Source organism: Caldicellulosiruptor obsidiansis OB47 (assembly GCF_000145215.1).
GTDB classification, from domain to species: domain Bacteria; phylum Bacillota; class Thermoanaerobacteria; order Caldicellulosiruptorales; family Caldicellulosiruptoraceae; genus Caldicellulosiruptor; species Caldicellulosiruptor obsidiansis.
On record NC_014392.1, the window covers coordinates 2,181,756 to 2,197,741 of the forward strand.

Annotated in this window: 19 protein-coding genes and 2 riboswitches; of the genes, 3 read left to right on the plus strand and 16 right to left on the minus strand. The window is 34.6% G+C overall.

Features of this window, described 5'->3' with window-relative positions:
- Window positions 1-21 precede the first annotated feature (21 nt).
- The 9 genes from gltX to COB47_RS12025 all read right to left on the minus strand — a co-directional run bounded on the left by gltX (window position 22) and on the right by COB47_RS12025 (window position 7,261).
- Window positions 22-1,479 (minus strand): glutamate--tRNA ligase, encoded by a 1,458-nt coding sequence (gene gltX, locus COB47_RS10175; RefSeq protein ID WP_013291285.1) that lies wholly within the window; start codon window positions 1,477-1,479, stop codon window positions 22-24.
- A gap of 145 nt (window positions 1,480-1,624) precedes the next feature.
- Complete coding sequence (locus COB47_RS10180; protein WP_148217800.1) at window positions 1,625-1,813, minus strand: hypothetical protein; 189 nt, start codon at window positions 1,811-1,813, stop codon at window positions 1,625-1,627.
- A gap of 168 nt (window positions 1,814-1,981) precedes the next feature.
- Window positions 1,982-2,305 (minus strand): hypothetical protein, encoded by a 324-nt coding sequence (locus COB47_RS10185; protein WP_013291287.1) that lies wholly within the window; start codon window positions 2,303-2,305, stop codon window positions 1,982-1,984.
- Between the two features lie 27 nt (window positions 2,306-2,332).
- Complete coding sequence (locus COB47_RS10190) at window positions 2,333-4,102, minus strand: dynamin family protein (protein ID WP_013291288.1); 1,770 nt, start codon at window positions 4,100-4,102, stop codon at window positions 2,333-2,335.
- An 11-nt stretch (window positions 4,103-4,113) separates the two neighbouring features.
- The gene (locus COB47_RS10195) at window positions 4,114-4,533 is read right to left on the minus strand and encodes a universal stress protein (RefSeq protein ID WP_013291289.1); all 420 of its coding nucleotides are present in this window, start codon (window positions 4,531-4,533) and stop codon (window positions 4,114-4,116) included.
- Window positions 4,534-4,537: 4 nt separating this feature from the next.
- Window positions 4,538-5,668 (minus strand): cation:proton antiporter, encoded by a 1,131-nt coding sequence (locus COB47_RS10200; RefSeq protein WP_013291290.1) that lies wholly within the window; start codon window positions 5,666-5,668, stop codon window positions 4,538-4,540.
- A 42-nt stretch (window positions 5,669-5,710) separates the two neighbouring features.
- Window positions 5,711-6,337 carry a DUF6062 family protein gene (locus COB47_RS10205; protein ID WP_237699034.1) on the minus strand — a complete coding sequence of 209 codons (627 nt, stop codon included), beginning with the start codon at window positions 6,335-6,337 and terminating at the stop codon, window positions 5,711-5,713.
- A 79-nt stretch (window positions 6,338-6,416) separates the two neighbouring features.
- A riboswitch (Fluoride riboswitch) is annotated at window positions 6,417-6,491 on the minus strand.
- A gap of 199 nt (window positions 6,492-6,690) precedes the next feature.
- Window positions 6,691-6,852, minus strand: a complete 162-nt coding sequence (locus tag COB47_RS12675; RefSeq protein ID WP_013291292.1) for a hypothetical protein — start codon at window positions 6,850-6,852, stop codon at window positions 6,691-6,693.
- Window positions 6,853-6,913: 61 nt separating this feature from the next.
- Entirely contained in the window at window positions 6,914-7,261 is a 348-nt protein-coding gene (locus COB47_RS12025; RefSeq protein WP_049770054.1) for an ATP-binding cassette domain-containing protein, read from the minus strand.
- A gap of 36 nt (window positions 7,262-7,297) precedes the next feature.
- On the opposite strand from COB47_RS12025, the gene COB47_RS10215 reads away from it, so the two are divergent.
- A complete protein-coding gene (locus tag COB47_RS10215; protein WP_272941052.1) occupies window positions 7,298-7,897 on the plus strand; it encodes an ATP-binding cassette domain-containing protein in 600 nt (199 codons plus the stop codon).
- 45 nt (window positions 7,898-7,942) lie between these two features.
- On the opposite strand, the gene COB47_RS10220 is transcribed toward COB47_RS10215, so the two are convergent.
- The 4 genes from COB47_RS10220 to COB47_RS10240 form a co-directional block, all read right to left on the minus strand.
- Window positions 7,943-8,275, minus strand: coding sequence for a hypothetical protein (locus COB47_RS10220; RefSeq protein WP_013291293.1), 333 nt, complete (start codon window positions 8,273-8,275; stop codon window positions 7,943-7,945).
- Between the two features lie 89 nt (window positions 8,276-8,364).
- A complete protein-coding gene (gene eam / locus COB47_RS10225) occupies window positions 8,365-9,585 on the minus strand; it encodes a glutamate 2,3-aminomutase (protein ID WP_013291294.1) in 1,221 nt (406 codons plus the stop codon).
- A gap of 136 nt (window positions 9,586-9,721) precedes the next feature.
- Window positions 9,722-9,870: riboswitch (cyclic di-AMP (ydaO/yuaA leader) on the minus strand.
- Window positions 9,871-9,898: 28 nt separating this feature from the next.
- Complete coding sequence (locus COB47_RS10235) at window positions 9,899-10,345, minus strand: type II toxin-antitoxin system VapC family toxin (RefSeq protein WP_013291295.1); 447 nt, start codon at window positions 10,343-10,345, stop codon at window positions 9,899-9,901.
- Window positions 10,346-10,412: 67 nt separating this feature from the next.
- Entirely contained in the window at window positions 10,413-10,589 is a 177-nt protein-coding gene (locus COB47_RS10240; protein WP_013291296.1) for a hypothetical protein, read from the minus strand.
- 233 nt (window positions 10,590-10,822) lie between these two features.
- On the opposite strand from COB47_RS10240, the gene mntA reads away from it, so the two are divergent.
- Together mntA and COB47_RS10250 are read left to right on the plus strand one after the other, a co-directional pair.
- Window positions 10,823-11,245, plus strand: coding sequence for a type VII toxin-antitoxin system MntA family adenylyltransferase antitoxin (gene mntA / locus COB47_RS10245; RefSeq protein WP_013291297.1), 423 nt, complete (start codon window positions 10,823-10,825; stop codon window positions 11,243-11,245).
- A gap of 72 nt (window positions 11,246-11,317) precedes the next feature.
- The gene (locus COB47_RS10250; protein WP_013291298.1) at window positions 11,318-12,397 is read left to right on the plus strand and encodes a DUF1646 family protein; all 1,080 of its coding nucleotides are present in this window, start codon (window positions 11,318-11,320) and stop codon (window positions 12,395-12,397) included.
- 49 nt (window positions 12,398-12,446) lie between these two features.
- Here COB47_RS10250 and COB47_RS10255 read toward each other — a convergent pair whose 3' ends face one another.
- The 3 genes from COB47_RS10255 to COB47_RS10265 form a co-directional block, all read right to left on the minus strand.
- On the minus strand, window positions 12,447-12,656 hold the full coding sequence (locus COB47_RS10255) for a heavy-metal-associated domain-containing protein (RefSeq protein WP_013291299.1): 210 nt from the start codon (window positions 12,654-12,656) through the stop codon (window positions 12,447-12,449).
- Between the two features lie 40 nt (window positions 12,657-12,696).
- A complete protein-coding gene (locus tag COB47_RS10260) occupies window positions 12,697-15,156 on the minus strand; it encodes a heavy metal translocating P-type ATPase (RefSeq protein ID WP_013291300.1) in 2,460 nt (819 codons plus the stop codon).
- Between the two features lie 135 nt (window positions 15,157-15,291).
- On the minus strand, window positions 15,292-15,723 hold the full coding sequence (locus tag COB47_RS10265; protein ID WP_013291301.1) for a DUF134 domain-containing protein: 432 nt from the start codon (window positions 15,721-15,723) through the stop codon (window positions 15,292-15,294).
- Window positions 15,724-15,986 lie beyond the last annotated feature (263 nt).

Genomic DNA, 15,986 nt, shown 5'->3' on the forward strand with positions numbered 1-15,986 from the left:
AAATCCATAAGAATTCTTAATTTAATTATACCACGTTTTGAAGAATTCCAATCGTTTTAGTATGTTTTCTTTCCCTACAATCTCTATTATCTCCACAAGCTCAGGTCCGTGAGTTTTGCCGGTCAACACAACTCTTATCGGCATAAATAAGTTTTTGCCCTTGTAACCTGTCTCTTTTTGAATCTCTTTGAAAAGCATTTTTATACTATCTGAATTGAGATTTTCCACATTTTTTATCTTATCTTCGAATACACTTATCAAATGCTTTACATGCTCCCATTTTAATACCTCTTTGGCTTCATCTTCTTCTATTTTGACTTCATTATTAAAGAAGATATCTACCTTATCTTTAATCTGAGATAGATAATCCAGTCCCTCATACACAGATTTTACTATTTTCTTTAGCCATTCAAACTTTTCTTCTGCATCTTTTTGAGTAACATACCCTGCTTCAATAAGATATGGAATGCACATTTGAGTAAGTTCATCCAGTGATTTTAGCTTAATGTGCTGGGAGTTTATATAGTTTAGCTTATCAATGTCAAATATTGCAGGGTTTTTGGAAACCCTGTCCAGTGAAAAATTCTTAATCAGATAATCCATATCAAATATTTCTTTATCCTCTGGTGGTGACCAGCCAAGCAATGCCAAAAAGTTTATAAGCCCTTCTTTTAAATACCCTTGTTCTTTGTACTGTTCAACCCAAGTAGAACCATGGCGCTTTGACATCTTTGTTCTGTCTTTCCCTAAAATCAAAGACACATGAGCAAACTGCGGAAGATTGAAGTCAAGAGCATTGTAAATTAGAATCTGGCGCGGAGTGTTTGAAAGATGCTCCTCACCTCTTATAACATGCGAAATCTTCATCAAATGGTCGTCTATTACAACTGCAAAGTTGTATGTTGGAATTCCATCAGACTTGACAATTACAAAGTCGCCTATATCATCTGACATAAACTCTACATCTCCACGCACAAGGTCATGAACAATTATCTTAACACCTTCTGGCACTTTAAACCTGACGGTTGGTTTTCTCCCCTCCTGCTCAAATCTTCTTTTTTGCTCTTCTGTTAAATTCCTGCACTTGCCAAGATATCTTGGCATCTGTCCCTGACTCAGAAGCTGCTGACGCTGAGCCTCAAGTTCTTCTTCACTGCAGTAGCAATGATATGCATATCCTTTTTCAAATAAGACGTCAACATATTTTTTGTAAATGTCCACTCTTTCTGTTGATCTATAAGGTCCATGAGGTCCTCCTACCTCAACTCCTTCGTCCCACTCAATCCCAAGCCATCTCAAGCTTTCGATGATAACCTTTTCAGACTCAATAGATGATCTTTCTAGATCTGTATCTTCTATCCTTAATATAAACTTTCCACCATATCTTTTGGCAAAAAGGTAGTTGAAAAGTGCTGTTCTTGCACCTCCTATGTGAAGATGCCCTGTTGGACTTGGTGCAAATCTTGTTCTGACTTCCACTTCTTTCAGTCCTTTCTTCTGGAATTTTATAAATTATTCTCTATCTTAACAAGTGACTTATTCTTAAAGATAAAAACATATTCTCTTTTTAAAAGTATAAACTTTGAAAAATTTGTAGTCAATCTAAAAATAAAAGAGATGAATATTAGAAGAGGGATGTTCTGAGTTTATCAATTACAGCTTTAAACATATCATCAACAACAGTATTGTACTCAACAACAAATGATTTTGTTTCACCATTTACAACCCCGCCTATTTTTATCCATGAATATAATAATATAGAACCATTTTCAATATAACTTATATTTTGAATAGGATACAAAACAGCTTCCACTTTATTTTTTACCCTCTCAAAAAATATAACCTTGTCAGCGTATAACAATATTAACTTCTCATTTGTTCTTTTGCTACCCCATCTATCAGCAGGGGCACATATGCCTATTAAAAAAGAATCTAAATATGTTCAATTAAAGCATTCAGGACACACATATCTCATCTTTCTTCATTCCTTAAAACCCAAAAGTTTTTTTAGGAATCTATTTTCTGCTTCACAGCCATTTAAACTCATTTCAAGTAACTTATTTTCTTTTTCTAATTGAAAATTTTTAAATTTAATAACTGAATACTGTGAAGAAAGCATAAGAAGTTGCCTTCTTAAATCATCTTCTTCAGAATTACTTTGTTGTAATTGATATGCCTTTATCCCCATTTCAAAAATAGCACGATAAGCATCCTCTTCGGTGTACGAATCTTTTTCAAAATCTTTTATCAACTCTTTAATCTCTTCTAAGCTTTCTTCACTAATCTCAAAAGAAATTCTAACCATAATAAACACCTCAATTTAGTTAATGTTTTATATTGTTAAATCGAAAATAATTTGAGAGATTTTTTCCTTTAATTTTGTAATTTTCTCCAACACCTTTTGATTGGATTGCATCTTCTTTTCCAGCTCACTTTGGCTCTTATTAAAATCTTCTTTAGAATTTCTCAAAAGCTCGGTTATAATGCCACAAACCTGGGATATTTTTTCCTCCATATCAATCTTAAAAGCATCAAAACTTTCTTCCATTCTTCTTAGAAAATCATACCTGATTCTACCGATATTCCTATCAACATCAATTTCAACCCTGTCAAGCACTCTCTTTAAAATAATCCTTTGAGCAAGTTTTTTGGGCAAAAGATAAGTAAAGTATACAGGATCAATCTCCAATGCCCCAACTTCGTAGCCTATTTTGTAAGTAAATTTACTTTGTGCCACAAGCCTTTGCAAACCTTCATAGTATTCTATATCAATAGAAAAGAGCTGTCTTGCCCTTTCCTTGATACTATTTATTACCTCATTTATTTTCTCACAATACCTCGACAAAAGGGCTGAATACTTATTTTCGATTTGTTTTTCAAGATCACTTTTCAACAGCTCAAACTCTTCTACAATAGCCTTCTCAAGATATTTCTCAAGCTGCTCTTTTTGCTCAATTTTTTTAAGTCTTGCAATTGATGGATAATAATCATCTATCTTTTTAGTTATCTTAACTACAAGTTCCTTCTTTATTTTCTCCATCTCGTCATCAAAACTTTGTAAAATATCATTCATCTCAATTTTAAATAGCTTATAAATTTCAATCTTGTTTTGATTTACCTTATCCAAAAACTCACTAAATTTTTCTATATTTTCTTCAAGTTGTTTTATTGGCATAAGCTTGAGTTTCAAATCATTTTCTAAAAACGCTTTGCAAACTCCCAAAAAAACATCTAAACTTTTTAGGTTGCTCAAGATTTTTACTTTTTCCTTCTCTTCCTTTAAAAATTGTTTTAATTCTTCCTCAAAACTCTTTATGTAACTTTTTCTAATTATTTCTTCATTTTTAGATATCTTGCCTTCAAGTGCCATCTTTGCTGAAAGAGGAAAGATATTTATATTTTCTTTCTTTGTAATATCCTTGATTACATTAGTTGTAAAATTCACTATCTCTTCTATTTCATTTTTGCTCGTCAAATCAGATTTGTTAATTACAAAGAATATTTTGTGTACATTTTCAGCAATCTTAAGTAGAAACTGTTTTTCAATTTCAGTAATTGGTGGGTCAACAGATAGTACAAACACAACTGCATCTGACCTGTCAATAAATTTGTATGTCACATCTGTATTGTGCTGATACACAGAACCAATTCCCGGTGTATCAACAATCACAACATCTTTATTCAAAAAATCAAACGGATATCCTATCTCAATTGTATCCACACCTTTTTGATTCTTAGGATTCCCTTTTTCTGTGCAATATAGATCAAGCTCATCGACTGGAATTTCTTTTTTTACACCACTTTCAAAAATTACATTCACTTTAACCTCAGGACTGTAATAAATCTTTGTTATTACTGAGGTCAAGGGAAGAACCCCGGTCGGTAGTAAATTTGCACCAAGCATGTAATTTATAAGCGTCGATTTTCCCCTTTTAAACTGACCCAATACAACCAGATAAAGTGCATCCTTTTCAATCTTTTCCTTAATATTTCCTGCTAACTTCTTAATAGATTCTGAATCAATTTCATTTGAAATCTCTTGGACTTGCTCAGTAAAGTTTCTAATCATATCTTGCACAACATTATATTCTATAGTCCTCATCCTAAATCACCTCATTTTATCACCATCACAGAACAATGTGCGTGTCTTACAATGTTTTCAGCAACATTTCCAACAATATACCTTGCAACACCGCTTCTCCCTCTCTGCCCAACAATGATAAGGTCTGCCTTGATACTCTCTGCAAAGCTTACAACACCATTTGCAGGATGTCCTGGAACAATTGTACAGTTTATTTCAATTCCTTCACTTTTTGCCCTCTCTATTGCCTGCTGCTGTATTTTTTCATAATACTGACGTGCATCATTTAGTATACCGTTCAGTTCATCTTTTGTCTCCACAAAATCAGGTATATGCGCAACAGAAACAATGTGTATACTTGATTCGAACATCTTTGCAAGCTCAAGCGCTACCTCAAAGCCTTTTTTAGAATGTTCAGACCCATCATACGCAACAACAATCTTTTTATACATTGTTCTAAACCCCCTTATCATTTACTTCTTCATTATTCTGAGGATTGAAAAACTTTTGAGCTATCATTGTTGGCACAACCGCACTCAATATTACAGCAGACACTAAAATAGAATACTGACTTTGAGTTATTATCCCCTTGTTCAAACCAAATAGCGCTGAAATTGTACCAAAAGTTAAACCTGTTGACATCAAAAGGGTTGTATAAATCCCTTCTTTCTTTCTGTACTTGAACATTACTGTAAATGGCCTTACACCTATATATTTTGCAATCATCTTGACAATCAGAAAAGCCAAAACTATCCAGATATAATTGATAACACCAAATGTTACCTTGCTACCAGCTTTTAGAAAGTAAAAAGGAGTAAAAAGTCCAAATACCATGGCTCTGAGCCTGTAGAGAAGATCTTTTTGTTTTGCGAAAAATGGTGACATTGCAAGTCCCAAGATGTAAGCAGGCAGTACTGCTTCCATATTAGAAAGATTTGCTATTCCTCCGCAAAGCAGTATTAGTAAAAATAGATATTTTAATTCAAGTTGATATGTTCTATTTCCAAACTTGTTAAAGAAAGGTTCTGTGTACTTGTTTGCTACAATTGTGGCTATTATCATAACAATTATAAACACCAGTATCCACCAGTTGTAATTAGCAAATAAAAATCCAAGCATTAAAACTGTTCCGAGGTCATTTATAAAACATGCTGCCAGAATAACCTTGCCAAGCTCTGTTGTGTTGAGACCTGTCTCTATCATCACAGCATACACAACTGCAACAGATGTGGTTGAAAGTGCAATTCCTGCAATCTGAGCTGCTCTCATATCCCAGTGGAAAATCCAAAATGCCGCTCCCCATGCAAACAAAAAAGGCATCAAAAATGCAAAGATTCCTATCAACATGCTCTCTTTGAACTTGTTTTTTAAAACATCATAATCAATCTCTGCTCCTGATAAAAATGTCAATATGATGCTTCCCATACCAGCTAAAAAATCAATCCACTGATTTGTGTTAAGGTGCAGCAGATTCCCTGCAAGAAACCCAACAACTATCTCTACAAGTGATATGGAAATACCAGAAAAGTAAGCTAAAAATCCTGCAAACAGAGCTATTGCCATCCACTTCGAAAACTCCAGCCACATCAAAATCCCCCCTGTAGTTATTTGAAAAGTGGTTGAAATTGACTAATCTTCAGAACCTGCAACAAACCTGACTGCCATGTGCCATGACTTTACTTCTTCAGAAGTGTAGTTTTCATGAATGTTTCGGTAATCATTCTTTTCCTTTATTTTCTCAAGATGAGTTATTATCTCATCAATTTTTCTTTTAACAATAGATAGAAGTTCATTTTTTGTTGAAGACGAAGTCATTTTTTCTAAAACCTGATCAAGATGTCTTTGACATATAAATCCTTTTTCTGCAAATGCTACTTTAAACTTAGGTTGAGTTTTAAAGTAGTGAGAAAATGCTCTTGTATAAGTGTCTTCAAAATTCTGTTCTTTTTCGCAAAATACGCAAATATTTTGTTCTTGATTTTTCTTTTTACGAGGTAAAATATCTACTCTATGATTGTTTTTGAAACTATTTAGCAAATCTGAATATATAATAGCATGAGCAAGCACATCTCCAAACGACTCTAATTTTCTTGCATGAGATGAGCATATTCCTCCTTTTCTGATTCTGTCACGCAGACTATAGTCGTTTACAGACTCATAAAGAAAATCATCAAAGAATTTGTTCATTGCCTTATTTTTTAGATGGCAAATTATACACCTGTCCTCTTTCATATTTTCTATCATCTCAAAATACACAATATCCAAAGTACATCCCCCCTATCTTTGAAAAAGTTCAAACTCTTTTAAAAAAGCAAAAAACTCCTGCCCGCACTTTATACGGACAGGAGTTATCAGCCAACAAGGGTATTCCCCGTGGCATTTTAAGGCGAACTCCATCGCCTCTATATTAACTTTTAAGTTCTGTGCATAATTTCGTAGACCCTTCGGAACAAAACGTATAAGTATATTTTAACAAAAATTTTTATACATTTCAATAGACTTGCTAAAACTTCTAACTATATCAGGTTTCCCTGCTAAAAAATAACTTTTGTCTTCTTTATATTACAAAACAACCAGAGCCTCCTTGCACAAAACAGCAAAGAGGCTCTTTAAAAAACATTTGACTCACTTGCCCCAAGGTCTATTCCCCCCAGCAGTGCAAATGATACATTTTGAACCTTGTCGGAGCTGATGTTTTCAATCCTGAAAATTTCTTTGCCAATTCTGACTGCCTTTGGTGGATACATCTCTTTGATTTCCCTTCCCACCATCAGGCTTACAACCTGGTCAGGATTTGTCTTTTCTGTATTTAGTGTTGAGATGTATCTGCCATCACGAAGATTTTTCAGAAAGTCTTCCTATGTATATATTCTCAGCAACAGTAAGATGAGGGCAGAGCGCAAGCTCCTGGTGAACTATGCTAATTCCAAGATTTTGAGCATCTCTCGGAGACCTTATTTTGACCTTTTTACCCTCAAGGTATATCTCGCCTTTGTCTGGAAGAAGGCTTCCTGAAATAATGTTTATCAAAGTTGACTTACCAGCTCCGTTTTCACCAACTATTGCATGTATCTCTGCCTTGTTTACTGAAAATGAAACATCAGAAAGTGCCACAGTGCATGGAAAAATTTTTGTAATTCCATTTAACCTTAAAAGTTCGCTATCAGTGGAGCTTTTCATGCAAATCTCAATCCAATACTTTCAAAATCTCTTGGAATATTTACTGTACATCAGGAGCTTTTATATTTCCCTCACCTTTCTGTTGCTGAAAACATCTTTATTGACAATAAACCGAAAAATAAACTTGGTTTTGTAAGCTATAAAACTATGATAAAACAGGCATCAGAAATCTTAAGTAAAATGGGAGTTTATATAAACCCTGAAACACTCTGTAAAAACCTTGGGCTTTCTCAGCTTCAGATAATTGAAATTTGTAGAGCACTTGTTCAAAATGCAAAGGTTTTGATATTTGATGAGCCAACGGCAGGGCTCACAACATATGAGATAGAAAATCTTTTTAAAATAATAAAAGAGCTAAAAGAAAAAGGAATTGTAATAATATTTGTGACAAACATGGTTGAAGAAGCTCTATCTATCGCAGACAGGGTAACAATCCTGCGCGACGGTGAGGTTTATAACATCATAAATGAGCTTGCAAGAATTGGCTGTGCTATTATTTTCATCTCTTCTGACTTTTCAGAGCTGATTGGTATGTGCGACAGGATTTTGGTACTTCACAAAGGCAAAACAGCCGGGGAGTTTTCTAAAAGGGAGATGGATTATGATAAAATTTTAAAGACAGCAATGGGAATATAAAAAAAGATGGCATCTGCCATCTGAATACTGAAAATTTTATTGTTTCTAGTCTGAACAGTCATTTGAAGAAACAATATTTGATTTTCCTCTAAACTTTTCACTTTTCTTATCTGTGTCAAAATCCTTAATTAATTCAAGTTTTTTGACAAGTATTTGTTGTTTCTGGATAAGTCTTTCGAGTATTTCAGCAACTGATTTTTGTAAAGCAATAATTTTCTCGAAATCATCAGGTTTGGAAAGTTGATGTGAATCAACAATTTTTTTAATCTTCTCAGCTTCTGCATCTATAAGGTTTGCAATTGCTATCTCTTCTTTTGCAACAGAGGTCAGTACTTCATTTACCGCATTCTCTCTTGGATTATCACCATGCACTGACATACTACATTACCTCTCAAACTATGGTTATATATAAATCATAATATGAAACACAGGCTTTAAATGTTAATAGTCTTCTCACTTTTCTGCTCTTAATTTTCAATTTCAAAAACCTCACCTTCCCAGTTTCTCAAAACTACTTTGTCTTTCCCAACATAAAGCAAATAATTGGGCAAAATTGGTGTTTTCCCTTTGCCTTTTGGGGCATTTACTATATACGTGGGAACTGCCATCCCTGATGTTCTTCCGCGCAAACTTTCGATTATTTCTATACCTTCTTCAATTGCCACCCAGAAATGCGATGTTCCTTTTACTCTTTTTGGATGAAAGATATAATATGGTTTTACCCTAATTTTCAAAAGTTCTTGGTTAAGTTTTCGAACAATGTACTTGTCGTTGTTGACTCCATTTAACAAAACCATTTGATTGCCAAGCGGCACTCCAGCGTCTGAGAGCATCTCACAGGCTTTTTTCGATTCTTTTGTTATCTCACGCGGATGGTTAAAGTGGGTGTTTATATAAATAGGATGATACTTCTTTAGCATATCAACAAGCTCTTTTGTAATCCTCTGTGGCAACGTTACAGGTGCCCTTGTTCCAATTCTGATTATTTCAACATGAGGTATTTGCCTGAGTGATCTTAAAATCCACTCCAAAATCTCATCAGAAAGCAACAAGGCATCGCCACCTGTAATTAGAACATCTCGAATGTGAGGGTTTTTTGCCACATACTCTATTGCATCTGTAATATCGTCTAAGGATGCATGTGTGTCAGTCTCGCCAATGAGCCTTCTTCGCTGGCAAAATCTACAAAACATCCCACATATATTTGTCACCTTTATTATAAGCCTGTCTGGGTATCGCTGAGTAACTATCTTTGTTGGAGAGGTGTGCTCTTCGTCCATTGGGTCAAGCTCTCCTTTTTCTATTAGCTCTAAACTGCTTGGGACTGATTGCTTTTTTATTGGACAGCTTGGGTCATCTGGGTCAATTAGCGATAAATAATAAGGTGAGATTGCAAAACGGTAAACCTTGGCTACCTCTTCAATTTGCTGCGCTTCTTTTTCATCAAGATTTAAAAGTTCTTTTAGTATTTTGGCTGAGGTAATCATATTTTTCAGCTGCCACTTATAATTTCCCCAATCTTTTTCACTTGCTCTAAAGTAGGAAAGAATCTTTCTCTTTTGATATTCAATCCTTTCCTCATCCTCGATGCCAGTTTTGATTGTGTCTCTGACTTCTAAGTAGTCTTTAATAGCTTCTTTTAACTTTTCAAACCTTTCGTTGGTGTTGATAACATTTAACTTTTCCATATCTATAAAACCTCCTTTCGAAATATTTGCCAAAAATAAAAGCAGCCAAACTCCATAACCCCGGAATTTGGCTGCTTTGAAATCAAAGGCAAAGGAATATCTTCCCTTTTGAAAAAGGGCATAAAAAAACTCCTTTTGCCTCCCCTTTCAAAGCTTCCGAGGTTAGCTGACGGGTTCGGGCAGAAAGGGTTAGCCCTACAGAAGCATTTGCTTCTGATTCACCCCAAAAAGGTTGGGTCCCCCGTATCCCAGTTTTTTGTCCTGGGAATTCAGCTTTTTAAAAGGAGTGCAATAGCATTTAATTTTTTTTAGTTCATATCAACTCATTTAAAATAATAACTTCGATTTCTTTAACATTTTTTAATTTTATATCGTTTGTAATAAAAACATCTGCTCTTTCCAATATTGCGGTAGCAATAAATATTGCATCTGGTGTTCTGATCTTATATCTTGCTCGTATTTCTGCACTTTTTTCTAATACCATATAATCGATTTCTCTTAAGGTTAAGTTGGGGAAAATACTAACTAATGCTTTATATTTTTTAGCAAGCGTAAAATCACCCATTTCAAAAGGTTTTACCAACAATTCTGCAATCACTAATGAAGAGGTTACTGCATGGATATCTCCATGTTCAATTTTTTCAAATATATATTTTGCCAACTCAGCATAGTTAGGATTCTTCTCTACTAAATAGATAAACAAATTAGTGTCAATGGCAATGCAATTACATTTATCTAAAAGTTGCTGAAGTTTTCCCATGAGTTTCTCTCCTGATTTATATACTCTTCAGCATTAATATCTCCCCAAATTTTTGAACCAATCTCAATTAATGCCTCAGTAAATGACTCTGGTTTTTTGAAAATGATGGTTTCTTTTTTTCCTCATCATATGTTAATATAACATCATCACCTAATAACTTTTTTATTTCTTCAAATATCTCTCTTTGCATTCTAAGTAAAACATACTGGGATTCTGAATCATAGTTAATATCTATTTTTCCCATAATTTTCACCTCATAGCAGAAAGCTTTCTACTATTAACATTTTTTCTTAATCTTTGTTTGCTTATATTATACCACATTTTTAACTTAAAAAACAACTAGATAAACCAATATGGTAGTTTCAATGGTTTGTAGAAGATTTTTTATTATTTAAAATCAGTCTACCAATATCTTGCAACGCATAATTTTTTCATGATATCATTAAATAAAATTCTTAATGTGGAGTGGAAGAGACCATGCTAAATGTAGATAATAAACTTCCAGAACTTATTAGTTTTTTCAAAGTGCGAGATGATATAGTAGCCGTTTGGATAGTGGGTTCATATGGTACAAAATATCAAACAGAAAATAGCGATATCGACCTTGCGATTTTATTTTCTAAAGAAATTAGCTTTTTTGATGAACTCGATTTAGAAGTACAAATCTGTGATATTCTTCAAACAGACAAGGTGGACATTATAAATCTCAATAAAGCTCCGTTGACTTTACAGTTTAAAGCCATCAGCGAAGGAAGAGAGATAATTAAAAAAGACCCTATTAAAGTAGCAGATTTTGAAGAAGTAGTTCTAGATTTGTATCAAGATCATGAGTACTTTTACAGGATATTTTATAAAGAATTAAAGGAGAGAAACCACCATGATTCTCAACATAGATTATGATAAAGTATTTCAAAAAATAGAATTTGTTGATGGAACACTATTAAAAATTGTTTAAAGGAGGACCTATTTATTGTGGTTGACATATTGCTGATAATAATCTTGTTGTTTGTCTTCATATTACCGTTTATTTTTCGCAAGATTGAGCACAATTTAGAGGTATTTTTGCTTGTAATGGGTTTATTGGCAACTGTGGTTTCTAAAACTTTATCATTTCATCTTCTGGGACATGTATTTAGCAATTATCTTCTTTATCTGGTTACAGCAGTTGTTCTTGTAATGGGGTTTGTGTTTAACCTCACAGTTAACAAATTTAAAACTGCAATAAACTCCATTTTGAACAAGATAAAGATAGAACTCTTTGTAACCTTTGTGGTTTTATTCCTTGGGCTTATCTCAAGCATCATCACAGCAATTGTTGCAACATTGATACTTGTGGAAATCATTCACCTTCTGCCACTGAAACACAAAACAAAGGTTAAGGTAGCAATAATAGGCTGCTTTTCCATAGGTTTTGGTGCAGCATTAACTCCCGTTGGAGAGCCACTTTCAACAATTGTGGTAAGTTCTTTGAACGCTGAATTTTTATATATACTTAAAAATCTTGGAATTTATATAGTGCCCACAATAATCATCTTATCACTTTTAAGCTACTTTATTTTGCTACATGAAAGAAAAAGAGGGTATATTCTGCCAACTTATGATGAACTTTTGACAGAAGAAGAGGCTATTGTGAAAGCTGAAGAAAAAGCTATTTTAGACCTTGAGGCAAGGAAAGATGTGATACTACGTGCTGGCAAAATTTTTATGTTCATAGTCGCATTGGAACTGCTGGGCAATGGTTTTAAGCCTTTCATTGATAAATATGTTGTAAAACTGGGGGATAAACTTCTGTTCTGGATAAACATCATCTCAGCAGCTCTCGACAATGCAACAGTTGCAGCGGCTGAGATAACACCAAGCCTTTCAACTGGTCAAGTGAAAGCAATATTACTGAGCCTTCTTGCAAGTGGTGGTATTTTAATTCAGGGCAACATTCCAAACATAATTGCAGCAAACAAACTACAAATAAAGAGCAAGGAATGGATACAACTGGGGCTGCCACTGGGACTAATATTGCTTCTTGTATTTTACTTGATACTTTTTGTAATTTAAATGTAAAAAGAATAGTTTAAAAAATATAGAGGCTGGCAATATCCAGCCTCTATTCTATCTTTGTAACCTCATACCCTGCATCATCAATTGCTCGAACAAACTCGTCGTCCTTTACATCTTTACTTAGCTCAACAGTTGCAACTTTGCCCTGCAGATCAACCTTCACAGAGCTTACACCTTCTATGGCTTTTAGGCTGTTTTCCACTCTTCTTACGCAGTGGTCACAAGTCATGCCTTTAATATAAATTTTTTTGGTCATTTAATGTCATCCCTCTCTCCTTAGAAATTTTTATATTTAATTATTTTACAGGTTTGAATCTTTTCAGTCTCAGAGCATTTGAAACAACAGAAACTGAAGAAAGTGCCATTGCAAAGGCTGCTATCATCGGATTCAAAAGTGGTCCACCAAATACGTGTAAAAATCCCGCCGCAATCGGAATACCCAATATGTTGTAGAAAAATGCCCAGAATAGATTCTGTTTGATGTTCTGTATTGTCTTTTTACTAAGAAGGATTGCATTTACAACGTCCAATATGTCATCTTTCATAAGAACCACATCAGCAGCTTCTGCTGCTACATCCGTTCCAGACGCAATTGATATGCCCACATCAGCTTGAGCCAAAGCTGGTGCATCGTTAATACCATCACCTACCATAGCAACTTTTTTACCTTTTCTTTGCAGCTTTTTTATTTCATTTGCTTTGTCCTGTGGTAATACATCTGCCAAGATATTGTCTATTCCAACCTGTTTTGCAATTGCTTTTGCTGTTTTTTCATTATCTCCTGTAATCATTGCAACCTCGATACCCATACTATACAAAAGTTCAATTGCCCGTTTAGCATTTGGCTTTATCACATCCGATACTGCTATGATCCCAGCAAACTCCCCGTTTTGTGCTACAAATATAGGTGTCTTTGCCTGCTGTGAAAGCTTTTCTATATCAAGTAAGGAATCTATTTCAATACCTTTATCTTTCATAAGTTTTTTGTTTCCAACAAGAACTTTTTGTCCATTTATCACTGCTTCTATTCCATACCCTGAAATTGCTTCAAACTGACTTGCTTCAAAAAGCTGTAGATTGTTTTCCTTTGCTGCAAAAACTATCGCTTCACCTAAAGGATGTTCAGAGAGCCTTTCTGCCGATGCTGCTATTTGCAGCAGCCTTTCTCTTTTCCAGCCATTTGCAGGAATTATGTCAGTTACTCTTGGTTTACCTTCCGTGATTGTCCCCGTCTTGTCGAAAACAACCATTGTGATTTTGTGCAAAGTTTCTAATGCACCACCACTCTTTATTAAAATTCCATGTTCTGCACCTTTCCCTGTTGAGACCATAATAGCAGTGGGTGTTGCAAGCCCCAAAGCACACGGGCATGCGATAACTAAAACAGTGATAAATATTCTCAAAGCAAAAATAAATGAACTACCAGTAAAGTACCATACAAGAGCCGAAATTACAGCAATTAGAATAACAACTGGCACAAAATACCCTGAGATTACATCTGCCAACCTTGCGATTGGTGCTTTTGAACTTTGAGCATCTTCAACCAGCTTGATAATCTGTGCAATTACCGTGTCCTTACCAACATTTGTAGCTTTTACTTTTAGCATACCATTTTTGTTTATTGTAGCACCTATAACCTTGCTTCCAGGCGTCTTTTCAACAGGGATACTTTCACCAGTTATCATTGATTCATCCACAAAACTTCTGCCTTCAATTACTTCTCCATCAACCGGGATCTTCTCACCGGGTTTTACTAAAATTATATCACCTGTTTCAACTTCTTCTATCGGTATGACTACTTCATTATCACCTTGAATAACCACTGCAGTTTTTGGTGCAAGTCCCATTAATTTTTTTATAGCTTCTGAGGCTTTACCCTTGGAAAAAGCTTCTAAGTATTTACCCAGCAAGACAAGGGTTATGATTACACCTGCAGTCTCAAAATACATCTCTTTTACATACTGGTAGTTACCCATTGCAATCTGGTATATAGCAAAAATACTATATAAAATTGCAGCAGATGTACCTGTTGCAATTAATGAGTCCATGTTGGGTTGCAGCTTTAAAAGCCTACTAAAACCTACAGTATAGAACTTATACCCTACAATGACAATTGGAATTACCAATATTGCCTGTACAAGCGCAAAATTCAAAGGATGTTTTTCAGGTGAAATTATCTCTGGCAACGGGAGTCCTACCACATGTGCCATAGCAATCAATAAAAGTGGAACTGCAAATACACTTGCAATGACAAACCTTCTAAAAAGACTATTTATCTCCTTTTGTTTTCGCTCTTGATGCGAATCTTCATAGGATGTCTTTTCAATCTCAAGTGGCGTATATCCGGCTTTTATTATCGCATTTTTTATTTCAGACAGTCTTACCTGAGATGAATCATACACAACTCTTGCTTTTTCACTTGCAAGGTTAACGCTTACCTCTTTTATTCCATTTAGCTTTGAAATTGATTTTTCGATTGCTCTTGCGCATGAAGCACACGTCATACCTGAAATAGGAACAGTTACTTCTCTAATAGTTTCTTCTCTATCGTCCAAAACACCATAGCCGGCTCTTTTCACTGCTTCTCTGATCTTTTCAATGCTGGCTTTGCTTTCATCAAACTCAACAATAAGCTTTTCAGTGGCAAAGTTAACCGACACATTAGCTACACCTTCTACTTTACTAACACTTTTTTCAATCGCTTTTGCACATGAAGTACATGTCATACCTGTTACACTTAAAACTTTTTTCTTCATTCTCAAACTTTCTTCCTTCTTGGTATTTGTTAATCTACCTTTGATTATAATCTACTATTTCTATAAGTCAAGTATGAATTTTTGCAAAAACTTCTTTCTTTTTTAATACCCTATTTAAGTATACTAAACAACATTTCAAGACTCTAATTTCCCGTGTCTGTGACGGAAACAGTGTCCTTTCCCCATACCTTTTGCACACCCAACATTTTTTGAATGGCAAACAGGACACTCTGAAAGGTCTGCATCAAACATATATCCACATTCTCTACAGACTACCTTGCAACTGCCAACAACGTAGTTTCCACCTTCAATTCTGATAGCTTTGCCGTTTATAAGGGCATCTGCAATCTTTTTTCTCGCCTCTTCTAGTATGAGCTGAAATGTCTGACGGGAAACTTGCATCTTTTGTGCACATTCTTCCTGCATGAGACCTTCTAAGTCTTTAAGTCTTATTGCCTCAAGTTCTTCAACTTTTAAAATCACTTCATCATTACAACCTTCTTTAGGGAAAAAATAATTAAACCTTGGCAAAAACTCTACTCTTCTGCATCTTACTGGTCGTGGCAAATCAAATGCCTCCTTTACCCAAAAATTATTATGAACAAAAAGGCAGGATTTTAACCCTGCCCCTCTTAATTGTTATGGTTTTCCTTCTAGTCTTTTTTAATAAAATCCGCAATATTTTATATTTTTAACCACTATATAACCTCTTATCATTATCATGTTCTGGGCTATTTTCTAAAGCCTTTTTTAAAATTTTGCTCCCTTCTTTTGGACACATTTTAATTATACCATAAACTAAGAAGCCTATATCATCAATTTTCCTTTGT